At 50.1% G+C, this 18,688-nt stretch carries 16 protein-coding genes; 11 read left to right on the forward strand and 5 right to left on the reverse strand.

The window, feature by feature from the left end; translation table 11 throughout:
* The first annotated feature begins 167 nt into the window (after positions 1 to 167).
* The 3 genes from pafA (at position 168) to BOC67_RS20865 (ending at position 3,460) form a co-directional block, all read left to right on the forward strand.
* Positions 168 to 1,835, forward strand: a complete 1,668-nt coding sequence (pafA, locus tag BOC67_RS20855; protein ID WP_291913211.1) for an alkaline phosphatase PafA — start codon at positions 168 to 170, stop codon at positions 1,833 to 1,835.
* A 156-nt stretch (positions 1,836 to 1,991) separates the two neighbouring features.
* Complete coding sequence (locus tag BOC67_RS20860; protein WP_291913213.1) at positions 1,992 to 2,771, forward strand: enoyl-CoA hydratase-related protein; 780 nt, start codon at positions 1,992 to 1,994, stop codon at positions 2,769 to 2,771.
* Positions 2,772 to 2,809: 38 nt separating this feature from the next.
* A complete protein-coding gene (locus BOC67_RS20865; RefSeq protein WP_291913214.1) occupies positions 2,810 to 3,460 on the forward strand; it encodes a hypothetical protein in 651 nt (216 codons plus the stop codon).
* 6 nt (positions 3,461 to 3,466) lie between these two features.
* Here the strand turns inward: BOC67_RS20865 and BOC67_RS20870 are convergent, their stop codons facing one another.
* Both BOC67_RS20870 and BOC67_RS20875 read right to left on the reverse strand, forming a co-directional pair.
* Positions 3,467 to 3,709 carry a hypothetical protein gene (locus BOC67_RS20870; protein WP_291913215.1) on the reverse strand — a complete coding sequence of 81 codons (243 nt, stop codon included), beginning with the start codon at positions 3,707 to 3,709 and terminating at the stop codon, positions 3,467 to 3,469.
* Between the two features lie 72 nt (positions 3,710 to 3,781).
* Positions 3,782 to 4,141 carry a hypothetical protein gene (locus BOC67_RS20875; protein ID WP_291913216.1) on the reverse strand — a complete coding sequence of 120 codons (360 nt, stop codon included), beginning with the start codon at positions 4,139 to 4,141 and terminating at the stop codon, positions 3,782 to 3,784.
* Between the two features lie 195 nt (positions 4,142 to 4,336).
* Between BOC67_RS20875 and BOC67_RS20880 the strand changes: the two genes are divergently transcribed.
* The 3 genes from BOC67_RS20880 to BOC67_RS20890 all read left to right on the forward strand — a co-directional run bounded on the left by BOC67_RS20880 (position 4,337) and on the right by BOC67_RS20890 (position 7,543).
* A complete protein-coding gene (locus BOC67_RS20880; protein WP_291913218.1) occupies positions 4,337 to 5,758 on the forward strand; it encodes a tetratricopeptide repeat protein in 1,422 nt (473 codons plus the stop codon).
* Between the two features lie 179 nt (positions 5,759 to 5,937).
* A complete protein-coding gene (locus BOC67_RS20885; protein ID WP_291913219.1) occupies positions 5,938 to 6,702 on the forward strand; it encodes a phosphosulfolactate synthase in 765 nt (254 codons plus the stop codon).
* A gap of 91 nt (positions 6,703 to 6,793) precedes the next feature.
* On the forward strand, positions 6,794 to 7,543 hold the full coding sequence (locus BOC67_RS20890) for a shikimate dehydrogenase (RefSeq protein WP_291913220.1): 750 nt from the start codon (positions 6,794 to 6,796) through the stop codon (positions 7,541 to 7,543).
* Positions 7,544 to 7,700: 157 nt separating this feature from the next.
* Here BOC67_RS20890 and BOC67_RS20895 read toward each other — a convergent pair whose 3' ends face one another.
* A complete protein-coding gene (locus tag BOC67_RS20895) occupies positions 7,701 to 8,498 on the reverse strand; it encodes a class I SAM-dependent methyltransferase (protein WP_291913222.1) in 798 nt (265 codons plus the stop codon).
* A 73-nt stretch (positions 8,499 to 8,571) separates the two neighbouring features.
* On the opposite strand from BOC67_RS20895, the gene truB reads away from it, so the two are divergent.
* The gene (gene truB, locus BOC67_RS20900; RefSeq protein ID WP_291913223.1) at positions 8,572 to 9,261 is read left to right on the forward strand and encodes a tRNA pseudouridine(55) synthase TruB; all 690 of its coding nucleotides are present in this window, start codon (positions 8,572 to 8,574) and stop codon (positions 9,259 to 9,261) included.
* Between the two features lie 100 nt (positions 9,262 to 9,361).
* Here truB and BOC67_RS20905 read toward each other — a convergent pair whose 3' ends face one another.
* A complete protein-coding gene (locus BOC67_RS20905) occupies positions 9,362 to 11,797 on the reverse strand; it encodes a BamA/TamA family outer membrane protein (protein ID WP_291913283.1) in 2,436 nt (811 codons plus the stop codon).
* A 105-nt stretch (positions 11,798 to 11,902) separates the two neighbouring features.
* Here BOC67_RS20905 and BOC67_RS20910 point away from each other — a divergent pair, with 105 nt between their 5' ends.
* From BOC67_RS20910 to BOC67_RS20920, 3 genes are read left to right on the forward strand one after another with little or no spacing between them, the layout of a single operon-like run.
* The gene (locus BOC67_RS20910; protein ID WP_291913224.1) at positions 11,903 to 12,643 is read left to right on the forward strand and encodes an RNA methyltransferase; all 741 of its coding nucleotides are present in this window, start codon (positions 11,903 to 11,905) and stop codon (positions 12,641 to 12,643) included.
* The gene (locus BOC67_RS20915; protein ID WP_291913225.1) at positions 12,640 to 13,677 is read left to right on the forward strand and encodes a hypothetical protein; all 1,038 of its coding nucleotides are present in this window, start codon (positions 12,640 to 12,642) and stop codon (positions 13,675 to 13,677) included. Before BOC67_RS20910 ends, BOC67_RS20915 begins: the two co-directional genes overlap by 4 nt.
* Positions 13,643 to 16,000 carry a hypothetical protein gene (locus BOC67_RS20920; protein ID WP_291913226.1) on the forward strand — a complete coding sequence of 786 codons (2,358 nt, stop codon included), beginning with the start codon at positions 13,643 to 13,645 and terminating at the stop codon, positions 15,998 to 16,000. The genes BOC67_RS20915 and BOC67_RS20920 overlap by 35 nt, the downstream gene beginning before the upstream one ends.
* Positions 16,001 to 16,003: 3 nt before the next feature.
* On the opposite strand, the gene BOC67_RS20925 is transcribed toward BOC67_RS20920, so the two are convergent.
* Positions 16,004 to 17,239: an FtsX-like permease family protein gene (locus BOC67_RS20925; RefSeq protein WP_291913229.1), complete on the reverse strand. Its 1,236-nt coding sequence runs from the start codon at positions 17,237 to 17,239 to the stop codon at positions 16,004 to 16,006.
* 113 nt (positions 17,240 to 17,352) lie between these two features.
* Here BOC67_RS20925 and BOC67_RS20930 point away from each other — a divergent pair, with 113 nt between their 5' ends.
* Positions 17,353 to 18,639 carry a DUF5103 domain-containing protein gene (locus BOC67_RS20930; RefSeq protein ID WP_291913231.1) on the forward strand — a complete coding sequence of 429 codons (1,287 nt, stop codon included), beginning with the start codon at positions 17,353 to 17,355 and terminating at the stop codon, positions 18,637 to 18,639.
* The last annotated feature ends 49 nt before the right edge of the window (positions 18,640 to 18,688 follow it).

Consider the following 18,688-nt stretch of genomic DNA (forward strand, 5'->3'; position numbering starts at 1 on the left):
TATTATGAAATGGTTAATTACCTTTATTAAAAACGGACACAAAGGTATTAAAATATTAGTTTTTGTAAACTTGAGTTCGATTTGTAAATACCAGCCGACTTGTCAAAAAATCGCGCTAAACCATAACAATCTTGGATTTTAGTCATATACAAAATAAGTTAAATTTGATGAAACGATTCTACCATTTATCCTGCCTGTTGCTACTGGCGGTTACCACAGCTTATGCCCAGAAGGCTACTTCGCCGAAACCATTCAATCATGTGAGCTTAAAAAAGAATGTTAAAACTGCCGCTAAACCCAAATTGGTGGTGGGAATGGTGGTTGATCAGATGCGCTGGGATTACCTCTACCGGTATGGCAGCAGGTACGGCGCCGGTGGTTTCAATAGATTACTCCACGAAGGATTCTCCTGCGAAAATACGTTAATTAATTATACGCCTACCATAACCGCCTGCGGCCATACCTGTGTGTACACCGGGTCGGTACCGGCTATACATGGCATTATCGGCAACAGCTGGTTTAGTCCGGAGCTGAACCGCTCTGTGTATTGCGCGGAAGATACGACTGTTACCACGGTGGGCAGCAGCTCGAATGCCGGCAAAATGAGTCCACGCAACATGCTGGTGACCACCATCGGGGATGAACTGCGCCTTTCCAACAACTTCCAGAGCAAGGTGATTGGGGTGGCGATCAAGGACCGCGGCGCTATCCTGCCCGCAGGCCATAGCGCCAATGCCGCTTACTGGTATGATGGCAGTACCGGCAACTGGGTGACCAGCAGCTATTACATGAATGATCTGCCGCAGTGGGCGAAGGATTTCAACAATGAAAAGTTCCCGCAGCAGTACCTGGCCAAAGCCTGGACGCCGCTGTATCCGCGGGCTTCCTATAAACTCAGCACCCAGGATGAAAAGCCTTATGAGGGCAGGTATAAGAATGCTACCAATACCTCCTTTCCGCATGAGCTGAGCGAAATTGCCAATTCCGCCATTGCGGCTACTCCTTTCGGCAATACCATGACTTTGGAGTTTGCGAAGCGGGCTATGGAGGCCAACCAGCTGGGACAAGGCCCTGTAACTGATTTCCTGGCCATCAGCCTTTCTTCTACGGACTATGTAGGCCACCAGTTTGGGCCAAACAGTATTGAAATCGAGGATACATACCTGCGCCTGGACAAGGACCTGGCAACTTTCTTCAACTACCTGGATGCGAAGGTGGGCAAGGGAAATTACCTGTTTTTCATCACGGCGGACCATGGCGTAGCGCATGTGCCGGGCTTTATGGAAGAGAACAAACTGCCAGGCGGGTTGTGGAACGACAATGCGGCGATGGCTTCCCTCAACGAAGAGGTGAATGCTAAATTCGGCATCAAAGGCGCTATCCGCGCGGTGGAAAACTACCAGTTCTGGATGAACCATGCGGCCATTGAGGCGGCGGGTAAGAGCGAGTCGGACGTGGAAGCGTTTATTATTTCCCGCTTGCTGAAGTCGCCCGCTATTGCGAATGCGTTTCCGCTGAAGGACCTGAACGATGTGATCCTGCCGGCGGTGATGCGCAATATGCTGACCAACGGTATGAACGCCAAGCGCAGCGGGGATATACAGGTGATACTCTCCCCGGGTTATATCGATGGCGGCAAGACCGGTACTACGCACGGCTTATGGTATCCTTACGATGCGCATATTCCGCTGGTATGGATGGGTTGGGGCGTGCGTCCCGGGAAATCCAACCGCACGGTGGGTATGACGGATATTGCGCCTACCATTGCCGCGCTGCTGCAGATACAGATGCCAAGCGGGAATGTGGGCCATGTGATTGAGGAAGCGATCCGATAGAAATTCGTATAGTCGCCGTGAGGGTCAGGTGACTACAGATTAAGGTTTTTTTCTTACATTGCTGTCACTCTCACGGTGAGAACAGGAAGGTGTAATGGGAGTTGAAGATCCCGTTACACCTTTTTAGTTTCCGGGGAGGCAACTAAACATTGACACATGGCTTATTCGTTCTTACTGTACACGGTGGCCGAGAGGATAGCCACGATTTCACTGAACCGGCCGGACAAGCGGAATGCGCTCAACGGCGCGTTGGTAGCGGAGCTGAGGCAGGCCTTTACGGAGGCGGGCCAGGATGATAATGTGAAGGTGATTATCCTGAAGGGAGAGGGAGAGGCTTTTTGTGCCGGGGCGGACCTGGATTATTTACAGCAGCTGCAGCAAAATACCTATGAGGAAAATCTCGCTGATTCGCATGAACTGATGTCCTTATTTAGGGAAATATACGAACTTGATAAGATAGTGATAGCGCAGGTGGAGGGGCATGCTATAGCCGGTGGCAGCGGGCTGGTAACCGTGTGCGACCTGAGTTATGTGGTACCCGAAGCAAAGATGGGATATACGGAGGTGAAGATTGGCTTCATCCCGGCGCTGGTGGCGGTTTTCCTGGTGCGCAAGATAGGCGAGGGGCGGGCGAAGGAATTGCTGCTTACCGGAAAACTGATTACTGCAGCCGAGGCGGCGGCGGCCAACCTGATCACGGCGGTGGTACCTGCCGCGGAGATCAGGGACTATGTGGCCAAAGTGGCCATGGGCTTATGTACAGAGGCTTCGGCTCATTCCCTGAAAGTGACCAAAAAATTGATTGGCACAGTGTTGGACCATACTCTACCGGACAGCCTGGCATATGCAGCGCAGCAGAATGCGGCCACCCGTGGCCATGCGGATTGCAAACGCGGCATTGCTGCCTTTTTGAATAAGGAAAAGCTGACCTGGTAGCAGGTGGACAACCGCTACCCATGAAAAACGACCATACTATGTCACACCGGTTTTTAACTACGTTTTTATGCCTGTGGATCAGCGTGAGCGCGATGGCGCAACGCACGATATCAGATGCCAAAATCACCTACAGGATGGATTTGCCGCCTGAGATGGCGCAAACCGACGCCATGCTGCAAAACAGCAGTCTGACTGTGTACATGAGAAGTTACCTCAGCAGGGTGGAAATCAATTTCAACATCGTTAACTATGTGTACCTGATCAATAGCCGGGAAAGGACCATGACCACGCTGATTGACCAGCACGGGACCAAATACCTTATCCGCAATAGCAAGGAGCAGTTTGAAAAGGATATGAAGCAGTATGAGGGCACCAAATTCGTGGACCAGGGGGAAAAGAAGGAAATAGCGGGGTATATGTGTAAAAAGGCCCAGGCTACCATGCCGGACGGGAAGACTTACATTGTGTATTATACGCCGGATTTAGTGCCGGAGAACAAGCTGTACACCCAGCGGTTCAGCAACCTGAACGGGCTGGCGCTGCAATATGAAATTCATACGAAGACGGGGTCTGTGATTACGGTGACGGCTACGAAGGTGGAGTTGATACCGGTGCCGGCGTCTTATTTTGATGTGCCGAAGAGTGGGTATAAGGAGGTGAGCCAGCAGGAGCTGAAAAGTATGAATTGATTTTAGTTACTGGTTTACAATTAGGTTTATGCCGCTACAGCGGTGGCAGTACCAGTAGGTACTGGTGTCGTCTTCCAGCCTGATCAGGCTTTTTTCAAGGCAGGCCGGACAGTGGCGCTCCAGGGATTCGTTTTCAGCGGCCGAATAGCCACAGCTGATACAATACCACGAGGTGGGCGGCGTGCGCTCTTCGTCATAGGACCAGGTAAAGGAATCCCTGTGACATGAGGGGCAATTAATAAGTCCCATATTTTTTCCGTTGAATAAATAAAAAAAGGCCAGTCTTACGACCAGCCTCCATATTGTACTGAAGAAACGTTATTAACCTTTTTTAAGCGGCAGGATAATCTGCAAGCGCTGGAAATTGAGGTTACCAGGCATTTGTTGCTGCACCTGTACATTGTAAGGAACCACGTAGGTCACATTACCTTTTGTATAAGTCATCACCTGCTTGAAGTTTACGGACTGTTCCTTTTCGGTATTGGTAAACTTAAAGTCAGAACTAAAAGCACCTGAGTAACGGTAACCGGCATCCAGGCCCAAATTGGTTTTGGGCATAGCCGTATTCAGGACAAAGCGGGTGTTCTCCGTCTTTTTCACCTTGTCTTTGTTATCGTTGGGCAAAATATTAGTATTTGCCATGGCTTCGAAACCGAATAGCGCCATAGCGCTTGCCAACATGCAAGACAATGAAAAGACCCTTAATATGTTAGTTTTCGTTTTCATTGCAATACAAAGATACAACAACTTCTCTTAATTATATAACAAATTTTTAACGGTCTAAAAGTGCAAACCTTAATAAAATGTTAAAAAATTTGTAAATAGTTTAGCATCACCGCTTTTTGGGGGATACGGAAATTGATTATATTTACAGTAATGAGTAAAGACTTTTCATTTTTAAACGAGGATTTTGATGATCTGAGAGATTTATTGCAGCAGTTTGAAAACCTCAGAGCTGGTAAGTCTCATTCTTTTCTGGACGAAGATTCATTTGAGCAGATCATAGACTATTACGACGAGCATGACGAAATGCCAACCGCATTGCAGGCCGCTGAAATAGCCATAGAACAGTTTCCCTTTTCCGCCACACTTTTGTTAAAAAAGGCCAACTTACTGATCGAGACCAAAAAATACAACGAGGCGCTCGATATGCTTGAAAAAGCCGCCCTGCTGGACACGACCGATATCAATCTTTACATACTGCAGACGGATGTTTACCTGGCGCTGAACCAGCACCAGAAGGCCGCCGCTGTGCTGAAAGAACAGATCGAGCAGTTCGATGGGGACGACCGTACGGAGTTGCTGCTGGAACTGGCAGATGTGTACGATGATTGGGAAGAATTCGAAAAAGTGTTCGACTGCCTGAAAATGGCCCTGCAACACGATCCCAACAACGAGGAAGCGCTTCACAAGATCTGCTTCTGGACGGAGTTTACGGGCCGCAACGAGGAAAGTATCCGCCTGCATACCTGGATTATTGATGAGCATCCCTTTAATCACCTGGCCTGGTTCAACCTGGGCACGGCCTACCAGGGACTGAAGCTCTATGAAAAATCCATCGACGCCTACCAGTACGCCCTGGCCATTGATGAGAAATTCGACTATGCCTACCGCAACCTGGGGGATGCCTACATCCGCCTGCGCAAATACGCAGAAGCCATCGAGGTACTGCAAAAGCACCTGGAAATAGCCAAGCCGGAAGATGTGATATACGAGGCTATTGGCCACTGTTATGAGCGCCAGCGTAAATACACCCAGGCCAGGTACTACTACCGCAAAGCATCCCACCTGAGCCCCAATGATGACAAGCTCTACTATAAAATAGCAGTGGCTTACATGATGGAGGCGAACTGGAACAATGCCGTTAAATCCCTGCAGAGTGCATTGAAAATCAATAAGAACAGTGCAGAATACAATATGAGCATGGGGGAATGCCTCCTGGAAATGGATAAATGCAAGGAAGCATTGCCATTTTTCATGAACGCCGTACGTACCCGTCCTAAAAGCGCCTCCACCTGGCAGGAGCTGATCAGGGGCCTTTACATCGGCGGATTCCTGGAAGAAGCGCTCGTACAGCTGGATGCAGCCGAAGAAAAAGCCGGCCGCAAACCGGTGTTCCAGTACTACCGCGCCGCCATCCTGATCACCATGGGCAAAACCAAGGAAGGCCTGTTGCACCTGGAAACAGCGCTGCAACATAATGCCAAAGCCGTTAAAAAATTAATTGAGCTGGACCCGGCTATTTTACAGCATGTGAGTGTGGTCGACCTGATCGCGCAGTACCGCCGCAAACGTTAACCAATGTTATTTGCTTTTAAAATAAAGTATAGTTCTTATTTTTGCGCCGGTTTTTAATTGTCATGGTTAAAAACAATACTATTTCCGGTTACTAAAATTGCCCACTAAGCTATCCCATAGTGCCTGGCTAAGTTAGTTGAGTGTTTTAATGACCATTAAGAAGATAAAAATATTACTAAATGAATTTTAATCTGACACAAATCCCGGAAAGGACTCAGAAACCTCGGCAACATGGACTCACCATGGTCATGGATAAGGGGCTAAGTTTGGAAGAAGCACGTAATTTTTTATCTGCGGCGTCGCCTCACGTTGATATCGTTAAGCTGGGTTTTGGTACTTCCTTTGTCACACCTAACCTTCGTCAGAAAATTGAATTGTACCAGTCCGCAAACATTCCCGTGTATTTTGGCGGTACCCTGTTTGAAGCATTCCTTATTCGTAATCAGTTCGATGAATATGTAAGAACCGTTCAGGATTATGGTATTTCCTACATGGAGGTATCCGATGGTTCCATCATCATCCCTCACGCTGAAAAATGCGGCTATATCGAAAAACTCTCTAAACTGGGGCTCGTATTGAGCGAAGTTGGTTCCAAAGACGCTGAGCACATCATCCCTCCTTACAAATGGATTGAACTGATGAGCGCTGAACTGTCTGCCGGCGCCACTTACGTAATCGCGGAAGCGCGCGAAAGCGGTAACGTGGGTATCTACCGCGGCTCCGGCGAGGTGCGCGAAGGGCTGGTACAGGAAATCCTCACGCAGATTCCTGCGGAGAAGATTATCTGGGAAGCGCCGCAAAAAGCGCAACAGCTGTACTTCCTGGAACTGGTAGGCTGCAACGCCAACCTCGGCAACCTGGCGCCGCATGAGGTGATTTCCCTCGAAGCGATGCGCGTAGGGCTGCGTGGCGATACTTTCCACCTGTTCCTCGACAAGGAATAACGATCCTGATTTTATATCAGCAATTTATAGTAGGGATTTTGTGCATCACAAAATCCCTACGTCTTTATATAACCTATTAACTAATAGCTGCATGAAAACATACGGTCTTATTGGCTATCCCCTCAGTCATTCCTTCTCCAAAGGATATTTTGCGGAGAAGTTTAAAAAGGAAGGCATTGCAGACTGCCGGTATGAGAACTTCCCCATTGCGGATATTGCCGCTTTCCCCACGCTTTTCCACCAGGAGGAAGACCTCTGCGGACTGAATGTAACCATCCCCTATAAGGAAGTGGTGATCCCCTTCCTGGACGATTTGAGCGATGCCGCCAGAAACATCGGCGCTGTGAATTGCATACGCCTGGAAGATGGTAAAAAGATCGGGTACAATACGGACGTGATCGGGTTCAGCAACTCCCTGAAACCTTTACTCAAAGCCCATCATACCCATGCCCTCGTGTTGGGTACGGGCGGCGCTGCCAAGGCCGTGATGTATGCCCTCCGGGAGTTACAGATACCGTACACGGTGGTAAGCCGCACCGCCACCGCTGATGCGATAGCTTATACTTCTCTCGATAAAAAAATAATGGAACAACATACCCTCCTCATCAATACCACGCCCCTGGGGATGTTTCCGAATGTAGACGCACACCCGCCGATACCTTATGAATATATCGGCAGTCAGCACCTGCTGTACGACCTGGTGTACAATCCGCCGGTGACGAAGTTTTTAGCTTTGGGAGAAGAAAGAGGCGCTGCTGTTAAAAATGGGCACGAAATGTTGATACTGCAGGCGGAGGCGGCATGGGCGATTTGGAATGGCCGCGAAACTTCCCAACCGTAAAGTAGGGGAGGCTGCCGGTTTTGTAAATCATGCGGAACGGCTCATTCGTGCATCACATAAGGGTCCTCATTTATCAATCACACGAAACAATCACCACCTCATAAAAAAATCCTCGTTCGCCCACGGCAAACGAGGATTGACTTTTTACTGAATATCCCTACCGCGGCTTGATCATATAATACACGCAGGTAGTCAGGAAGTCCCTGAAATAAGGTATGGCGGCAATAGGTCCGAATTGTTTCTTCGCGCTCACCCCGAATTTATACTTGTAAATAGGATTGATCAGGTAAAACCTGCGCTGGGTAATATCATACTGCTGGCGCTTCACGATGCGCTCAAAACGCTCGATGGAAATACCGGTATCCTTTACTTCCATCAGGTCTACGATGACGTCCTCCTTTTCCCCGAAGGCCTTCAGCACGCCCTTGTAAAGCGGCCGAGGCAGCAGGTGAACGTATGGCACCATGCTCAGGAATTTGTTGCGGCATATCTGCTGATGACCGCCGTGCGGCATGTACCAGGGTGGAAAACCGAAGTATATCTGCCCGTTTGGACTCAGCAGCTGTTTCATGTGACCGATGATCTTCTCCTGGTCGGGAATGTGCTCAATGGCATCTTTGAGGATGATAATATCGAAGGAGTTACGGAACTCCCCTAAAAAATCAACATCATAAATGTTTTTGGCAATGAGCTTCAGTTGCCCGCTGGCCACGTAAGGGCCAAGGAAGCTGGTAGCCAGCTCTATCCGGTAAGGTACCAGGTCGACCCCAACGCACTGGCAACCCATTTCCAGGAAAGGCGTCAGCACGCCGCCCTCTCCGCAACCCACTTCCATTACCCGCAGGCCCTTTAATTCCGGGAACTCCTGCTGTATGAAAGGGATCACATAGTCGCGCGAGTTGTCCACCTGTTGCTGGTAACGTAATCTGGCGTCTTTATGATGTTCTAATGACATATTTTGAAAATTCCGTGAAAATAGTCAAAAAAAGCAAAACTGAAACCTGATCGCTTAAAGCTATCTTTGCAAAATGCAAACTGAAGAAAAAACAAAATTCCAGGAAGGGGCGGTTATACTCATCAACAAGCCGCTGACGTGGACTTCCTTTGACGTTGTACGCAAGATCAGAAATACCACCAAAGCCAAAGTGGGCCATGCCGGCACGCTGGACCCGCTGGCTACCGGCCTCCTCATTTGCTGTACCGGTAAAATGACCAAAAAAATAAATGAATACCAGGCGCAGGAAAAAGAGTACACCGGTACTTTTACCCTCGGCGCTACTACCCCCACTTACGACCTGGAATCCGAACCTGAAAATTTCCAGGATACCAGCCACCTTACAGAAGATGCAATCCGCGCGGCTACGCAGCCATTCCTCGGCGAAATCATGCAGCTGCCTCCTATACACTCTGCCATCAAGCAAAACGGCAAACCCATCTACCACCTGGCCCGCCAGGGAGTGGAAGTGAAGGTGGAACCACGCAAAGTCACCATCAAAGAATTTGAAATCACGAAAGTTGAAATGCCGGTGGTGCATTTCAGGGTGGTATGCAGTACGGGTACCTATATCCGCTCGCTGGCCAATGACTTCGGCGCTGCGCTGGGCGTTGGCGGCTATATGAGCAGCTTGTGCCGCACCCGCATCGGGGAGTTTAAGCTGGAGGATGCTACGGATATTAATGATTTTATAGCGGCGAATACGGTTAAAAAAGAAGCATAAAAAAATGCCTCCGTTAATCAAATAAGAAGCATAAAGATCCAACACCGTTAAAAACATCCATAAAAAAAGCCTCCGGATATTACCGGAGGCTTTTTTATCACTAGAACGGATACCCAATGGCCACGTTCCAGATAATATTTTTCCTTCGCCAGCTGCCACTGCCCAAATCCCACTGGCTCAAATACCATCCGTTCTTATTCCCCGTGAAATAAGGTACTTTCAGCGGAATACCCCAATCCAGCCTGATCAGGAAAAAGGAGAAATCCAGCCGCAGGCCCGCGCCTGTGCCAATGGCCAAATCGTGATACAACTGGTTTATATTAAACGCGGAGCCGGGGCGGTCCGGGTCGTCCTTGATCATCCAGATATTCCCCATGTCCAGGAAGGTAGCGCCTTTCAGGTTGATGGTTCCCCCAAACATCCGCAACAGGTCAAACCGGTATTCCACATTCCCTTCCAGCTTCATATCCCCGGTTTGATCAGGGAATATTTCAGCGGTAGAAGAGCTGTCCTTGTAAGATCCCGGGCCCAGGGTACGGAGCCGCCAGGCGCGGATGCTGTTCGGGCCTCCGGCCGTGAACTGCCTCACATAGGGCAATACCTGCGAGTAGCTGTACGGGATACCAATACCGGCATATACCCTCGTAGCCAGCCCGCTGTGGATGCCCAGCTTCCAGTAGTGCCGGTAATCGGCTTCCACTTTCACGAAGTTGGATATACCCACTTTGGTGATGGTTTCCAGGTTGGATTTTTTATTCGTGGAAGCGCTGATCAGGCTGTTGATGCCATTGAGCCACAGGCCTGACTCTTCCAGGTTTATCCGGAAATAAGTGTAGTGGTTCTGGTGCAGCACATCGTTATTGCTGTAAATGTAGGAGATGTTTTCCCCGCCTATCAGCGCCGGCTCAAAGCTGCGCTTCAGGTAAGGGTTGGGATCCACTACGGTATCCTTAAAGTAAGGGTTCAGGTTCACCCCTACATAGTTTAACGTAAACGGCCGTACGATCCAGCGGCGGTAAGCGCTGGCATTCCAGTCGTACCCATAGGAAAGGTTTATGCTGGTAATGTCAAACTTCTCCACGCGGGAAAGGTAGTTGGCCCCGAACGTCAGCCGGGTTTTAACATTGGAACGCGGATTCTGACGGATGTTGAATGGCAGGGCAAAACGCGGCCACGTAAATCCAAATTCTCCCCCAAACTGTTTGGACTGTAAAGCCCATTTATTATTCGGGTCTTTAATCAGCTCAATCCCGGTGTTAAGGCTGAAACCAAACTGGGTGGCGGTTTTGCCGAGGTTGATATGCCGGTAGTTCAAACTGATGCCGCTACCCAGGAGGTAGTCGGAACTGTTGCTCACCTCGAAGTTCACGCCAAACTCCTGCTTCTTACGGGGCGTGAGCATCAGGTAGGCGTCCAGCGCATTGCTGGTATCCTTTGCTTCCTTGTATTGCAGCGTCACAAAGAGCCACAGGCCAAGGTCGTACAGCTTATTGATGGTATTGTTGTACTGCTGCAGGGAATAAACTTCCCCCGGGCGCAGCAGGATGGACTTGGAAAGTATTTTTGGCCGCAGCATTTCCTGGTGCTGGCGGATGGTGATATACTTACGCACCTCCTCTTTAAACGTGGTATCGTTGATATTCCCGTTGATAGGGTAATCCGGATAGGCGTAAATGCGGCGGATGTGGTATTTCTGCCATTCGGTGAACGCGCTGTCCTCCGGGTTTTTGATGATCACCTCCACGTTCATGGTCGGCTTTTCCCGGCCTTTATTTTCGTTGAAGATATTCACGAATCCTTCGAAGGGGTTCAGCGGGTTTTTGAAAAGGGCTTTGTTCAGCGTATCCACGCTGAATTCTATCGCATCCCGGTTGAACTTATAATAGCCGGCGTCCTTAATGATGCGGGTGAGGCGCTCCCTTTCGCTGCTGAAGTTGGCCGATTTAAAAGTCATTCCTTTTTTGATCATGGACAACCGTTCGTTGGCCTTCACCACCGCGAGGATGTTGGAGTCCGGAACGTTGTAGGTGATCTGGTCGATCACGAAGTTACGGCCGGTATTGGCATTATAGGTAACGCTGGTTTTGCGGTTTTTGGTAACGGTATCCGCGGTAACGGTGGCGTAGAAATAACCCTGGTTATGGAGGTAGCTGGTCATACGGTCCAGCGATTCCTTCAGCTTCGTGGTATCGAATATGGAAGGCTCTTCCAGGTTACGTTCCGCCAGTACGATGTTCCAGAACCAGTTGGATTTTTTCTCGTTGTACTTCTGGTTATAGAGCCAAACCTTGATGCGGGTGTTGAGCAGTTTGGAGTTGGGCTGGGCCACCATAAGGGATTTGGACGACAGGTCGCTGCGGATTTCCTGCTTTTCGGAGTTGAGGATATCGCCCTGTACATTCACCTTGCTGCTAACGTAGAGCGACTGATTCTGCTGCAGGTATTTGGTGTTGGAGCATGCGCCAAACATCAGCACTACGGCCAGTAACAGTACATATTTCAGCAGGGATGTCCTTATAGTCTTTGGCGGCTGCATCACGGGCGAAAACGTTATAAATATTTAAGTAAGGAAAATTTGCTGACATGAGGGCTACACGGCCGGTTCTTGGCTGATTAAAAGAAATCGTGTAGGTTTGGGCCCATGTTGTCAAAGGCGCAAATTAAATATATTCAATCATTACAGCACAAAAAAAACCGTCAAAAATCCAGCCAGTATATTGCGGAAGGGGATAAGATTGTGCAGGAGCTGATCATGGCCGGTATGCCGGTGAAAGCCGTGTATGCCACTGCAGAATGGATAGCAGGCCATGGGGAAGTGCTGAAAAAGCTTGCGGCATCGGCGGTATATACCGTTGAGGAGCAGGCGCTGAAACAAATGAGCGCCCTTACAACGCCCAACAAGGCGATGGCCCTGCTGGACATGCCCGCCCCCAACCCGCAGCTGCCGGGCAAAGGCAGCCTGGTACTGGCCCTGGAAGCCATTCAGGACCCCGGCAACATGGGCACCATTATTCGTATAGCCGACTGGTTTGGCATCAGGGAAATCGTTTGCTCCCCTGACTGTGTGGACGTGTACAATCCCAAAACCATACAGGCCACCATGGGCAGCATCGCACGCGTTCGTATATCCGAGGCCGATATGCAGTCGTTCCTGGAAAGTACGGAGCTGCCGTCGTACGCGGCCACCCTGCACGGCCAGGATATCACCGGCTTCTCCCGCCTGACGGAGGGCATCATCCTGATCGGCAACGAAGGCAGGGGCCTGTCGGAAGCAGTAACCGCCGCTGCTACCCACCAGATCACCATTCCCCGCCTCGGCGGTGCGGAATCCCTTAACGCCGCCGTAGCCACCGGCATCATCTGCGGTCGCTTATTGATATGAGAATATACCTGCTGATATTGCTAACCCTCCTCCTTGCCGCCTGCCGCCATGAGGCGCCGCGGCAACCGGAACCCGCTTTCTATTACTGGAAGCAAAGCTGGACGGGCAACCCCCTGGAGCTGCAATACCTCCAACAGCTGCCGGCCAAAAAGCTCTATATTAAAATGTTTGACGTAAGTCCGGACGCCGGCGGTAAACCCATACCCGTAGCCGTTTTCCGGCAGCAGGCGCCGTTGCCGCAAGGCCAGCCCCTGGTGCCGGTTATATTTATCATGAATGAGGTATGGGCACAGCTGAAAGACACGGCCGAGATAACAGCGTTTACGGGGAAGACGTCGCGTTTGCTGGAAGACATGGCCATGGCACTACCCGACCGTCAGATACGTGAAGTACAGGTTGACTGCGACTGGACGCAGACTTCTTCTTCCCCCTATTTCCTATTTTTAACAACCCTTAAATCGCAACCTTTTTTCCGGGACAAAACCTTGTCCGCCACAATTCGTATGCACCAGGTGAAATACCGCACCAGCAGCGGCACGCCGCCGGTGGATAAAGGGCTGCTTATGTGTTACAACATGGGCGACCTCCGCAAAGCCGGGGACCATAACTCCATCCTGGACCCTGCCACCATGAAAGCTTACATCGGCAGCGACCGTATTTCAAATTATCCTTTACCTTTGGATATCGCGTTGCCCCTTTTCAGCTGGACGGTTTTGTTTGAACAGGGCCAATACAAAGGCATCCTGCGCAACATCGGAGCGGCGGAACTGGACAACCGGGAATTGTTTATACCTCAGGGCAAACACCTGTTTGTGGTTAAAAATGATACGTTATTCAACGGATACCTGCTGCGCAAAGGAAGCGAATTGCGAAGGGAAACTACCAATATTGAACTGCTGAAGTCCGCCGCCAGCCTGGTGGCCAAACAAAAGCAAGACTATAACCCAACTATCATTTTTTATCACCTGGATGCTGCCACATTGAAAAATTATCCATTGCATGAACTACAAGAAACTTATCGTCTTTTCCATTAGCTTTTTAGCCGTATTCTTTGGGAATATCATCTATATCCTGTCCTGTGGAGGCGGAGAAATGGACCCGTATGATTATTACATTTCTTACTTCAACACCTACCTGAAAGGGCAGGGGTACGAACCATTTTATTTCACCTCGCTGTCCGACTATTACGACGAGGCCACTCCGGACGAAACCACCGTCAACGTGCAGGACTGGCGTAATTACGCGGGGGATAAATCCGTATCAACAGATGATATTTACCGCTACATCTATAAGTTCAGCCGGGAACAGGTAGCGCAGATTGCCGATTGCAGCACCAAAGGGCAAAACTGCTCCCTGGCGGACAGTGCGAAGAACAACAGCTTCGCCTTGTACCTTGCCAATCCCAAACACCAGGAGGCGGCCCGCTACCTGCTGTATGCCAAGGATTGCGAGAATATTGTGTACAACCCTGATCCCTGGGTGGAACGTGGCGATCAGTCCGGAGCCATGGGCGACCTGTACGAGGAAGGAAAGGGATTACTCGCCAATGTAAAGGATAAAGACATCGCGCAGCGTTATAAATTCCAGCTGCTGCGGCTGACGCACTATCGCAAAATGTACCGGGAAACCGTAGAAGCGTTTGACCGCGATTTCGGCAAGGCCGGCAACGGTAACCTGATCTACAACAAAGCCCTGGCGCTGAAAGCCGGCGCGCTCTACCACCTGAGAGATACCGTGAACGCGGCCTACCTGTTCTCCAAAGTGTTTGCCGCGGAGCCCGGGCTGCGGGAAATGGCTTTCCTGAATGTGAAATGGACCCACACCGCCGCTGTGGATATCTTCCCGCTTTGCAAAAACAACAAGGAGAAAGCCAATGCAGTGGCGCTTTACAGCTTCCAGATACCTTCGGTGGATTTCACCGGCCTGCGAATGGCTTACCAGCTCGACCCCGGCGCGGCAGTGCTGAGCGCTATGCTGACCCGGGAAATCAATAAGCTGGAATCGGAATTGCTCACTCCCCGCGTAGCCGCCATGGGAGATAGTGCAGGCCTGAGCCTGGGTTACTATTCCTATTCTTACTTTAACCAGGACGCGGAAGGTATCAGCTACCGCGATTCCGCCACGGCCCTGCAGCGATTTGTAGACGATGTGGCGCAGAAAGGTAAAGTACAGGACCCAGACTTCTGGAAGGTAAGCGCTGCCTATATCGCCTTCATCCGGAACGACATCAGTGGCGCCAGGTCCAGGCTGGAAAAGTACCCGGTAAAGGACCCTGCCCTGAAGGACCAGTGGGAGCTGGTGAACCTGCTGGTAACGCTGAACGAGCAGAAACGCCTGGATGCTGCCTTTGAAGCAAAACTACTCGGCAGCCTGAAATGGCTGGATACAAAGTTGGGGCAAATTAACCCGGACGGATACTGGTATGCGTCAGATAAAAATCTCTTTTTCAACAAAGCCATGCGCAACATCCTGGCAACTGTTTTAGCGCCGGGATATCACCGCCAGGGCGATTATACAAAAGAAGCGTTGATCCGTGCCCGTTGTGCCGCACTGCACCTCGGCGTCCCTCCCTACGATGCCGTCAATATGGTGAAAGACGAGATGAGCGCGGAAAAGCTGATTGCCCTGTATGATTTTCTCCGCAGTGGCAATAAAACAGATTATGAGAAATACCTGGTCGCTTATTTTCCGAAGGACATCAGCATGGAACTCGCCATAGGCATTGCTTACATGCGGGTGAATAATTTTACCGCCGCGCTGCCCTGGCTGAAAAAATCGCCGGTGAAGCAACAGCCGGTTAGTTACCAGATTTGGACGGACCAGCTGCAGGATTTTGGAGAAGATACTGCTGATGCAAGGCATCGCACGCCGATCACCGCCAGCCAGTTCTGCGAAGAGATGGTAAGACTGCTGAACCTGACTAAGAAGCCGCCGGTAAGCGCAGCGGTGTATCATAAGATTGCCACCGGCCTGTTCAATATTTCCTACTATGGTAAAAGCTGGTCTATGCTGAAGGATTATCGCCCCAGCACTTTATGGTACACTGCCAGCTGCGAAAAAGATCCGTTTGAGCGGCAGTACTTCGGCGTGTACGATGCGGAAATATTTTATACCAAAGCGGCGCAGGCAGCTACAGACAAGGAGTTCAAGGCCAGGTGCCTGTTCCTCGCCGCGCGTTGCGCACAAAAGCATGTGCCGGAAAATAAGGATGATAAATTGTATTACTTATCGTTGATGCGTAACCGTTACTTCCCGGTACTGGCTACGAACTATAACCAAACGGCGTTTTACCAGAAGGTGTACGGACAGTGTTCCTATTTACAGGATTACGTGAGCGAAACGCGGCGGAAGAAGTAAGGATTATTTAAACTGTATTGCTTTTATCGGCGTGATTTTACGGATAATGAGCGAAGGTAAAAGCAATACAGCCGTACATACCACGAAGGTGCCTACGTTGATCAGTACGATCTCGTGCCAGCGCAGCGCTACTGCCGCGGTAGACATGTAGTAGGAATCTTCCGGCAGCCGCAGTATGCCGGTTTTCAGTTGCAGGAAGGCCAGCCCCAGGCCGAGGATATTCCCGATAATTACGCCCAGCAATACGATGTAGGCCGCCTGGAAAACAAATATTTTCTGAATGCTCCAGTTGCGCATCCCCAGCGCTTTCAGGGTACCCACCATGTTCGTACGTTCCAGGATGAGGATGAGGATAGCAGTGATCATGTTGATAATGGCCACGATGGTCATGATGGCAATGATGATCACTTCATTTTGCCCCTGCAGTTGCAGCCAGTCAAAGATGTTGGGATATATTTCCCGGATGGTGCGGGTGAAAAGCTCGTCTGGCAGCAGGTTTCCATCGATGTAGCTGGCAACGGTATCCATCTGGTGATAATCTTTCAGGGAGATTTCATAGCCGCCGATCTCGTCCGGCAGCCAGTCGTTCAGCTTGCGCACGAGGTTGATATCGCCGATGACGTAGGTTTTATCGTACTCTTCGATGGAGGTTTTGTAAATGCCGCTGATGGTGAGCCGCCGCGCGCGGGGGGATTGCCCGCCGCCCTGTATGAAATACAAAATAACTTTATCGTGAAGCTTTAACTCCAGGTCCCTGGCCAGCGAGGCGGAAATGAGGATGCCCTGCGCATAGGCGGAGTCGGTAAAAGCGGGGATATCGCCTTCTACGAGGTATTCCCTGATCGCAGGCCAGTCGTACCCCTTATCCACTCCTTTGAATATAACGCCGGCAATTTCCTTATCCGATTTGATAATGGCTGATTTGGTAGCGTAGGAGCTGATCGTTTTTACCTGGGGGAGATGTTGGATGCCCGTTATCAGCGCCGTATCGGCCGTGAAGGGTTTTTCCTGCGTCAGCGGGCCGGCGTTGGGTTGGTACTGGTTAATGTGGATGTGCCCCCAAAAACTGAATACTTTCTCCTGTATCACTTGCTGGAAGCCGTTAACAAAGCCTGTAGCCAGTATCATCACCGCCACGCTGATAGCGGTGGCCCACATGGCGATGCGGATGATGACTTTGGAAAAGGATTTGTTTTTGTTGAAGGCTATCCTGTTAGCAATGAATTGAGAAATACGCATGTATGGTCCTGCTGTTATTTCTAATAAAGGTAAACTCCCTCCGGACAAAATCAAAAAAATCCCAAAACGTAAATCTCAAAATAGTTGTAACTTGAATTGATCAAATACCCAGTATGCGTAAAGTACTTGTTTATGTGGCTGTTATGATTACAGCATGGATACCTGTAGCACTGAAAGCCCAGCAACTCGCCGTTACTCCTGATCATGTTTATATGAACAACATCAAGTCGGTAAAGCTGAACCAGGCCGGCGATCCGCTGAGTTTACCCATGGTTACGCTAAACTCCGGCGAAAAGCTGGAACTGGCTTTTGATGACCTGGATAACGATGTGAAAGATTACTATTACACGTTTGTACTTTGTAATGCGGACTGGACGCCCGCCCAGGTGAACCAGCTGGAATACCTGCGGGGCTTTTCTTCGACGAGGATTCAGAACTACCGCCTGTCCAGCGTGGCCTTCCAGCGTTATACGCACTACAGCGCCATCCTGCCGGATAACAGTTTTCCTACCCGTTCCGGCAATTATATACTGAAAGTGTACCTGGATAGCGATACCTCGCAGCTGGCTTTTACGCGCCGGCTCATGGTGGTGGAAAACAAAGCGGGGATTGCCGGTTTCATACAGCAAACCATTTCCCCGAAGCTGTTCCGCACGCACCAGAAAGTGAATTTCGAACTGAACACCGGTGCGCTGAATATTGTGAACCCCTTTGAACAGATCAAGGTGGTGATATTACAGAATGCCCGGTGGGACAACGCAATCAGCGGTATCCGGCCTTCCTTCATCAACGGGAATGTGTTTAAATACAATGCTGAAATCGACTGCGTATTCCCTGGTGGCAAGGAGTTCCGCTGGATAGACCTGCGGAGCTTCCGCCTGCAAACCGAGCGGGTGCGCCATACGGAATATCACAAGAACAGCACGGATGTTTACGCCGTGCCGGATGCGGAACGCGCGGATAAAATTTACCAGTTCATCAAAGATATTAACGGCCGGTATTACCTGGCTACGCTGGATGATTACAATCCGAATTTTGAAGGGGATTATGCGACGGTGCATTTCTCTTTCCTCTCTCGGGAGCCGTATGCGAATTACGACATGTACCTCTTTGGCGAGATGACCAATTACGAGTGCAATGAACTCAACCGGATGACCTACAATCCGCAAACGCGGTCGTATGAGTGCAACCTGCTGCTGAAGCAGGGTTATTACAATTACATTTACGGGCTGGTGGATAAGGCGGATCCTACCGGCAAATTTGATACCTCGCTCACGGAGGGCGACAGCTGGGAAACGGAGAACAACTACACCATCCTGCTGTATTACCGCGCGCTGGGCGCCAGGAACGACGAGCTGGTATCTACCATTACCCTGAATTCAATTCTTAACAGGAAATAAAAAGTTTGCCATGCAGGCATAAAAAAAGGACGGCTGTGAAGGCTGTCCT

It is taken from the genome of Chitinophaga sp. CB10, from assembly GCA_001870995.2.
Taxonomy (GTDB): Bacteria; Bacteroidota; Bacteroidia; order Chitinophagales; family Chitinophagaceae; genus Chitinophaga.

Coding starts and splice junctions, on each gene's coding strand:
- pafA (WP_291913211.1), top strand. CDS start 168: ATGAAACGATTCTACCATTTATCCTGCCTGTTGCTACTGGCGGTTACC.
- BOC67_RS20860 (WP_291913213.1), top strand. CDS start 1,992: ATGGCTTATTCGTTCTTACTGTACACGGTGGCCGAGAGGATAGCCACG.
- BOC67_RS20865 (WP_291913214.1), top strand. CDS start 2,810: ATGTCACACCGGTTTTTAACTACGTTTTTATGCCTGTGGATCAGCGTG.
- BOC67_RS20870 (WP_291913215.1), bottom strand. CDS start 3,709: ATGGGACTTATTAATTGCCCCTCATGTCACAGGGATTCCTTTACCTGG.
- BOC67_RS20875 (WP_291913216.1), bottom strand. CDS start 4,141: ATGTTGGCAAGCGCTATGGCGCTATTCGGTTTCGAAGCCATGGCAAAT.
- BOC67_RS20880 (WP_291913218.1), top strand. CDS start 4,337: ATGAGTAAAGACTTTTCATTTTTAAACGAGGATTTTGATGATCTGAGA.
- BOC67_RS20885 (WP_291913219.1), top strand. CDS start 5,938: ATGAATTTTAATCTGACACAAATCCCGGAAAGGACTCAGAAACCTCGG.
- BOC67_RS20890 (WP_291913220.1), top strand. CDS start 6,794: ATGAAAACATACGGTCTTATTGGCTATCCCCTCAGTCATTCCTTCTCC.
- BOC67_RS20895 (WP_291913222.1), bottom strand. CDS start 8,498: ATGTCATTAGAACATCATAAAGACGCCAGATTACGTTACCAGCAACAG.
- truB (WP_291913223.1), top strand. CDS start 8,572: ATGCAAACTGAAGAAAAAACAAAATTCCAGGAAGGGGCGGTTATACTC.
- BOC67_RS20905 (WP_291913283.1), bottom strand. CDS start 11,797: ATGCAGCCGCCAAAGACTATAAGGACATCCCTGCTGAAATATGTACTG.
- BOC67_RS20910 (WP_291913224.1), top strand. CDS start 11,903: ATGTTGTCAAAGGCGCAAATTAAATATATTCAATCATTACAGCACAAA.
- BOC67_RS20915 (WP_291913225.1), top strand. CDS start 12,640: ATGAGAATATACCTGCTGATATTGCTAACCCTCCTCCTTGCCGCCTGC.
- BOC67_RS20920 (WP_291913226.1), top strand. CDS start 13,643: ATGAACTACAAGAAACTTATCGTCTTTTCCATTAGCTTTTTAGCCGTA.
- BOC67_RS20925 (WP_291913229.1), bottom strand. CDS start 17,239: ATGCGTATTTCTCAATTCATTGCTAACAGGATAGCCTTCAACAAAAAC.
- BOC67_RS20930 (WP_291913231.1), top strand. CDS start 17,353: ATGCGTAAAGTACTTGTTTATGTGGCTGTTATGATTACAGCATGGATA.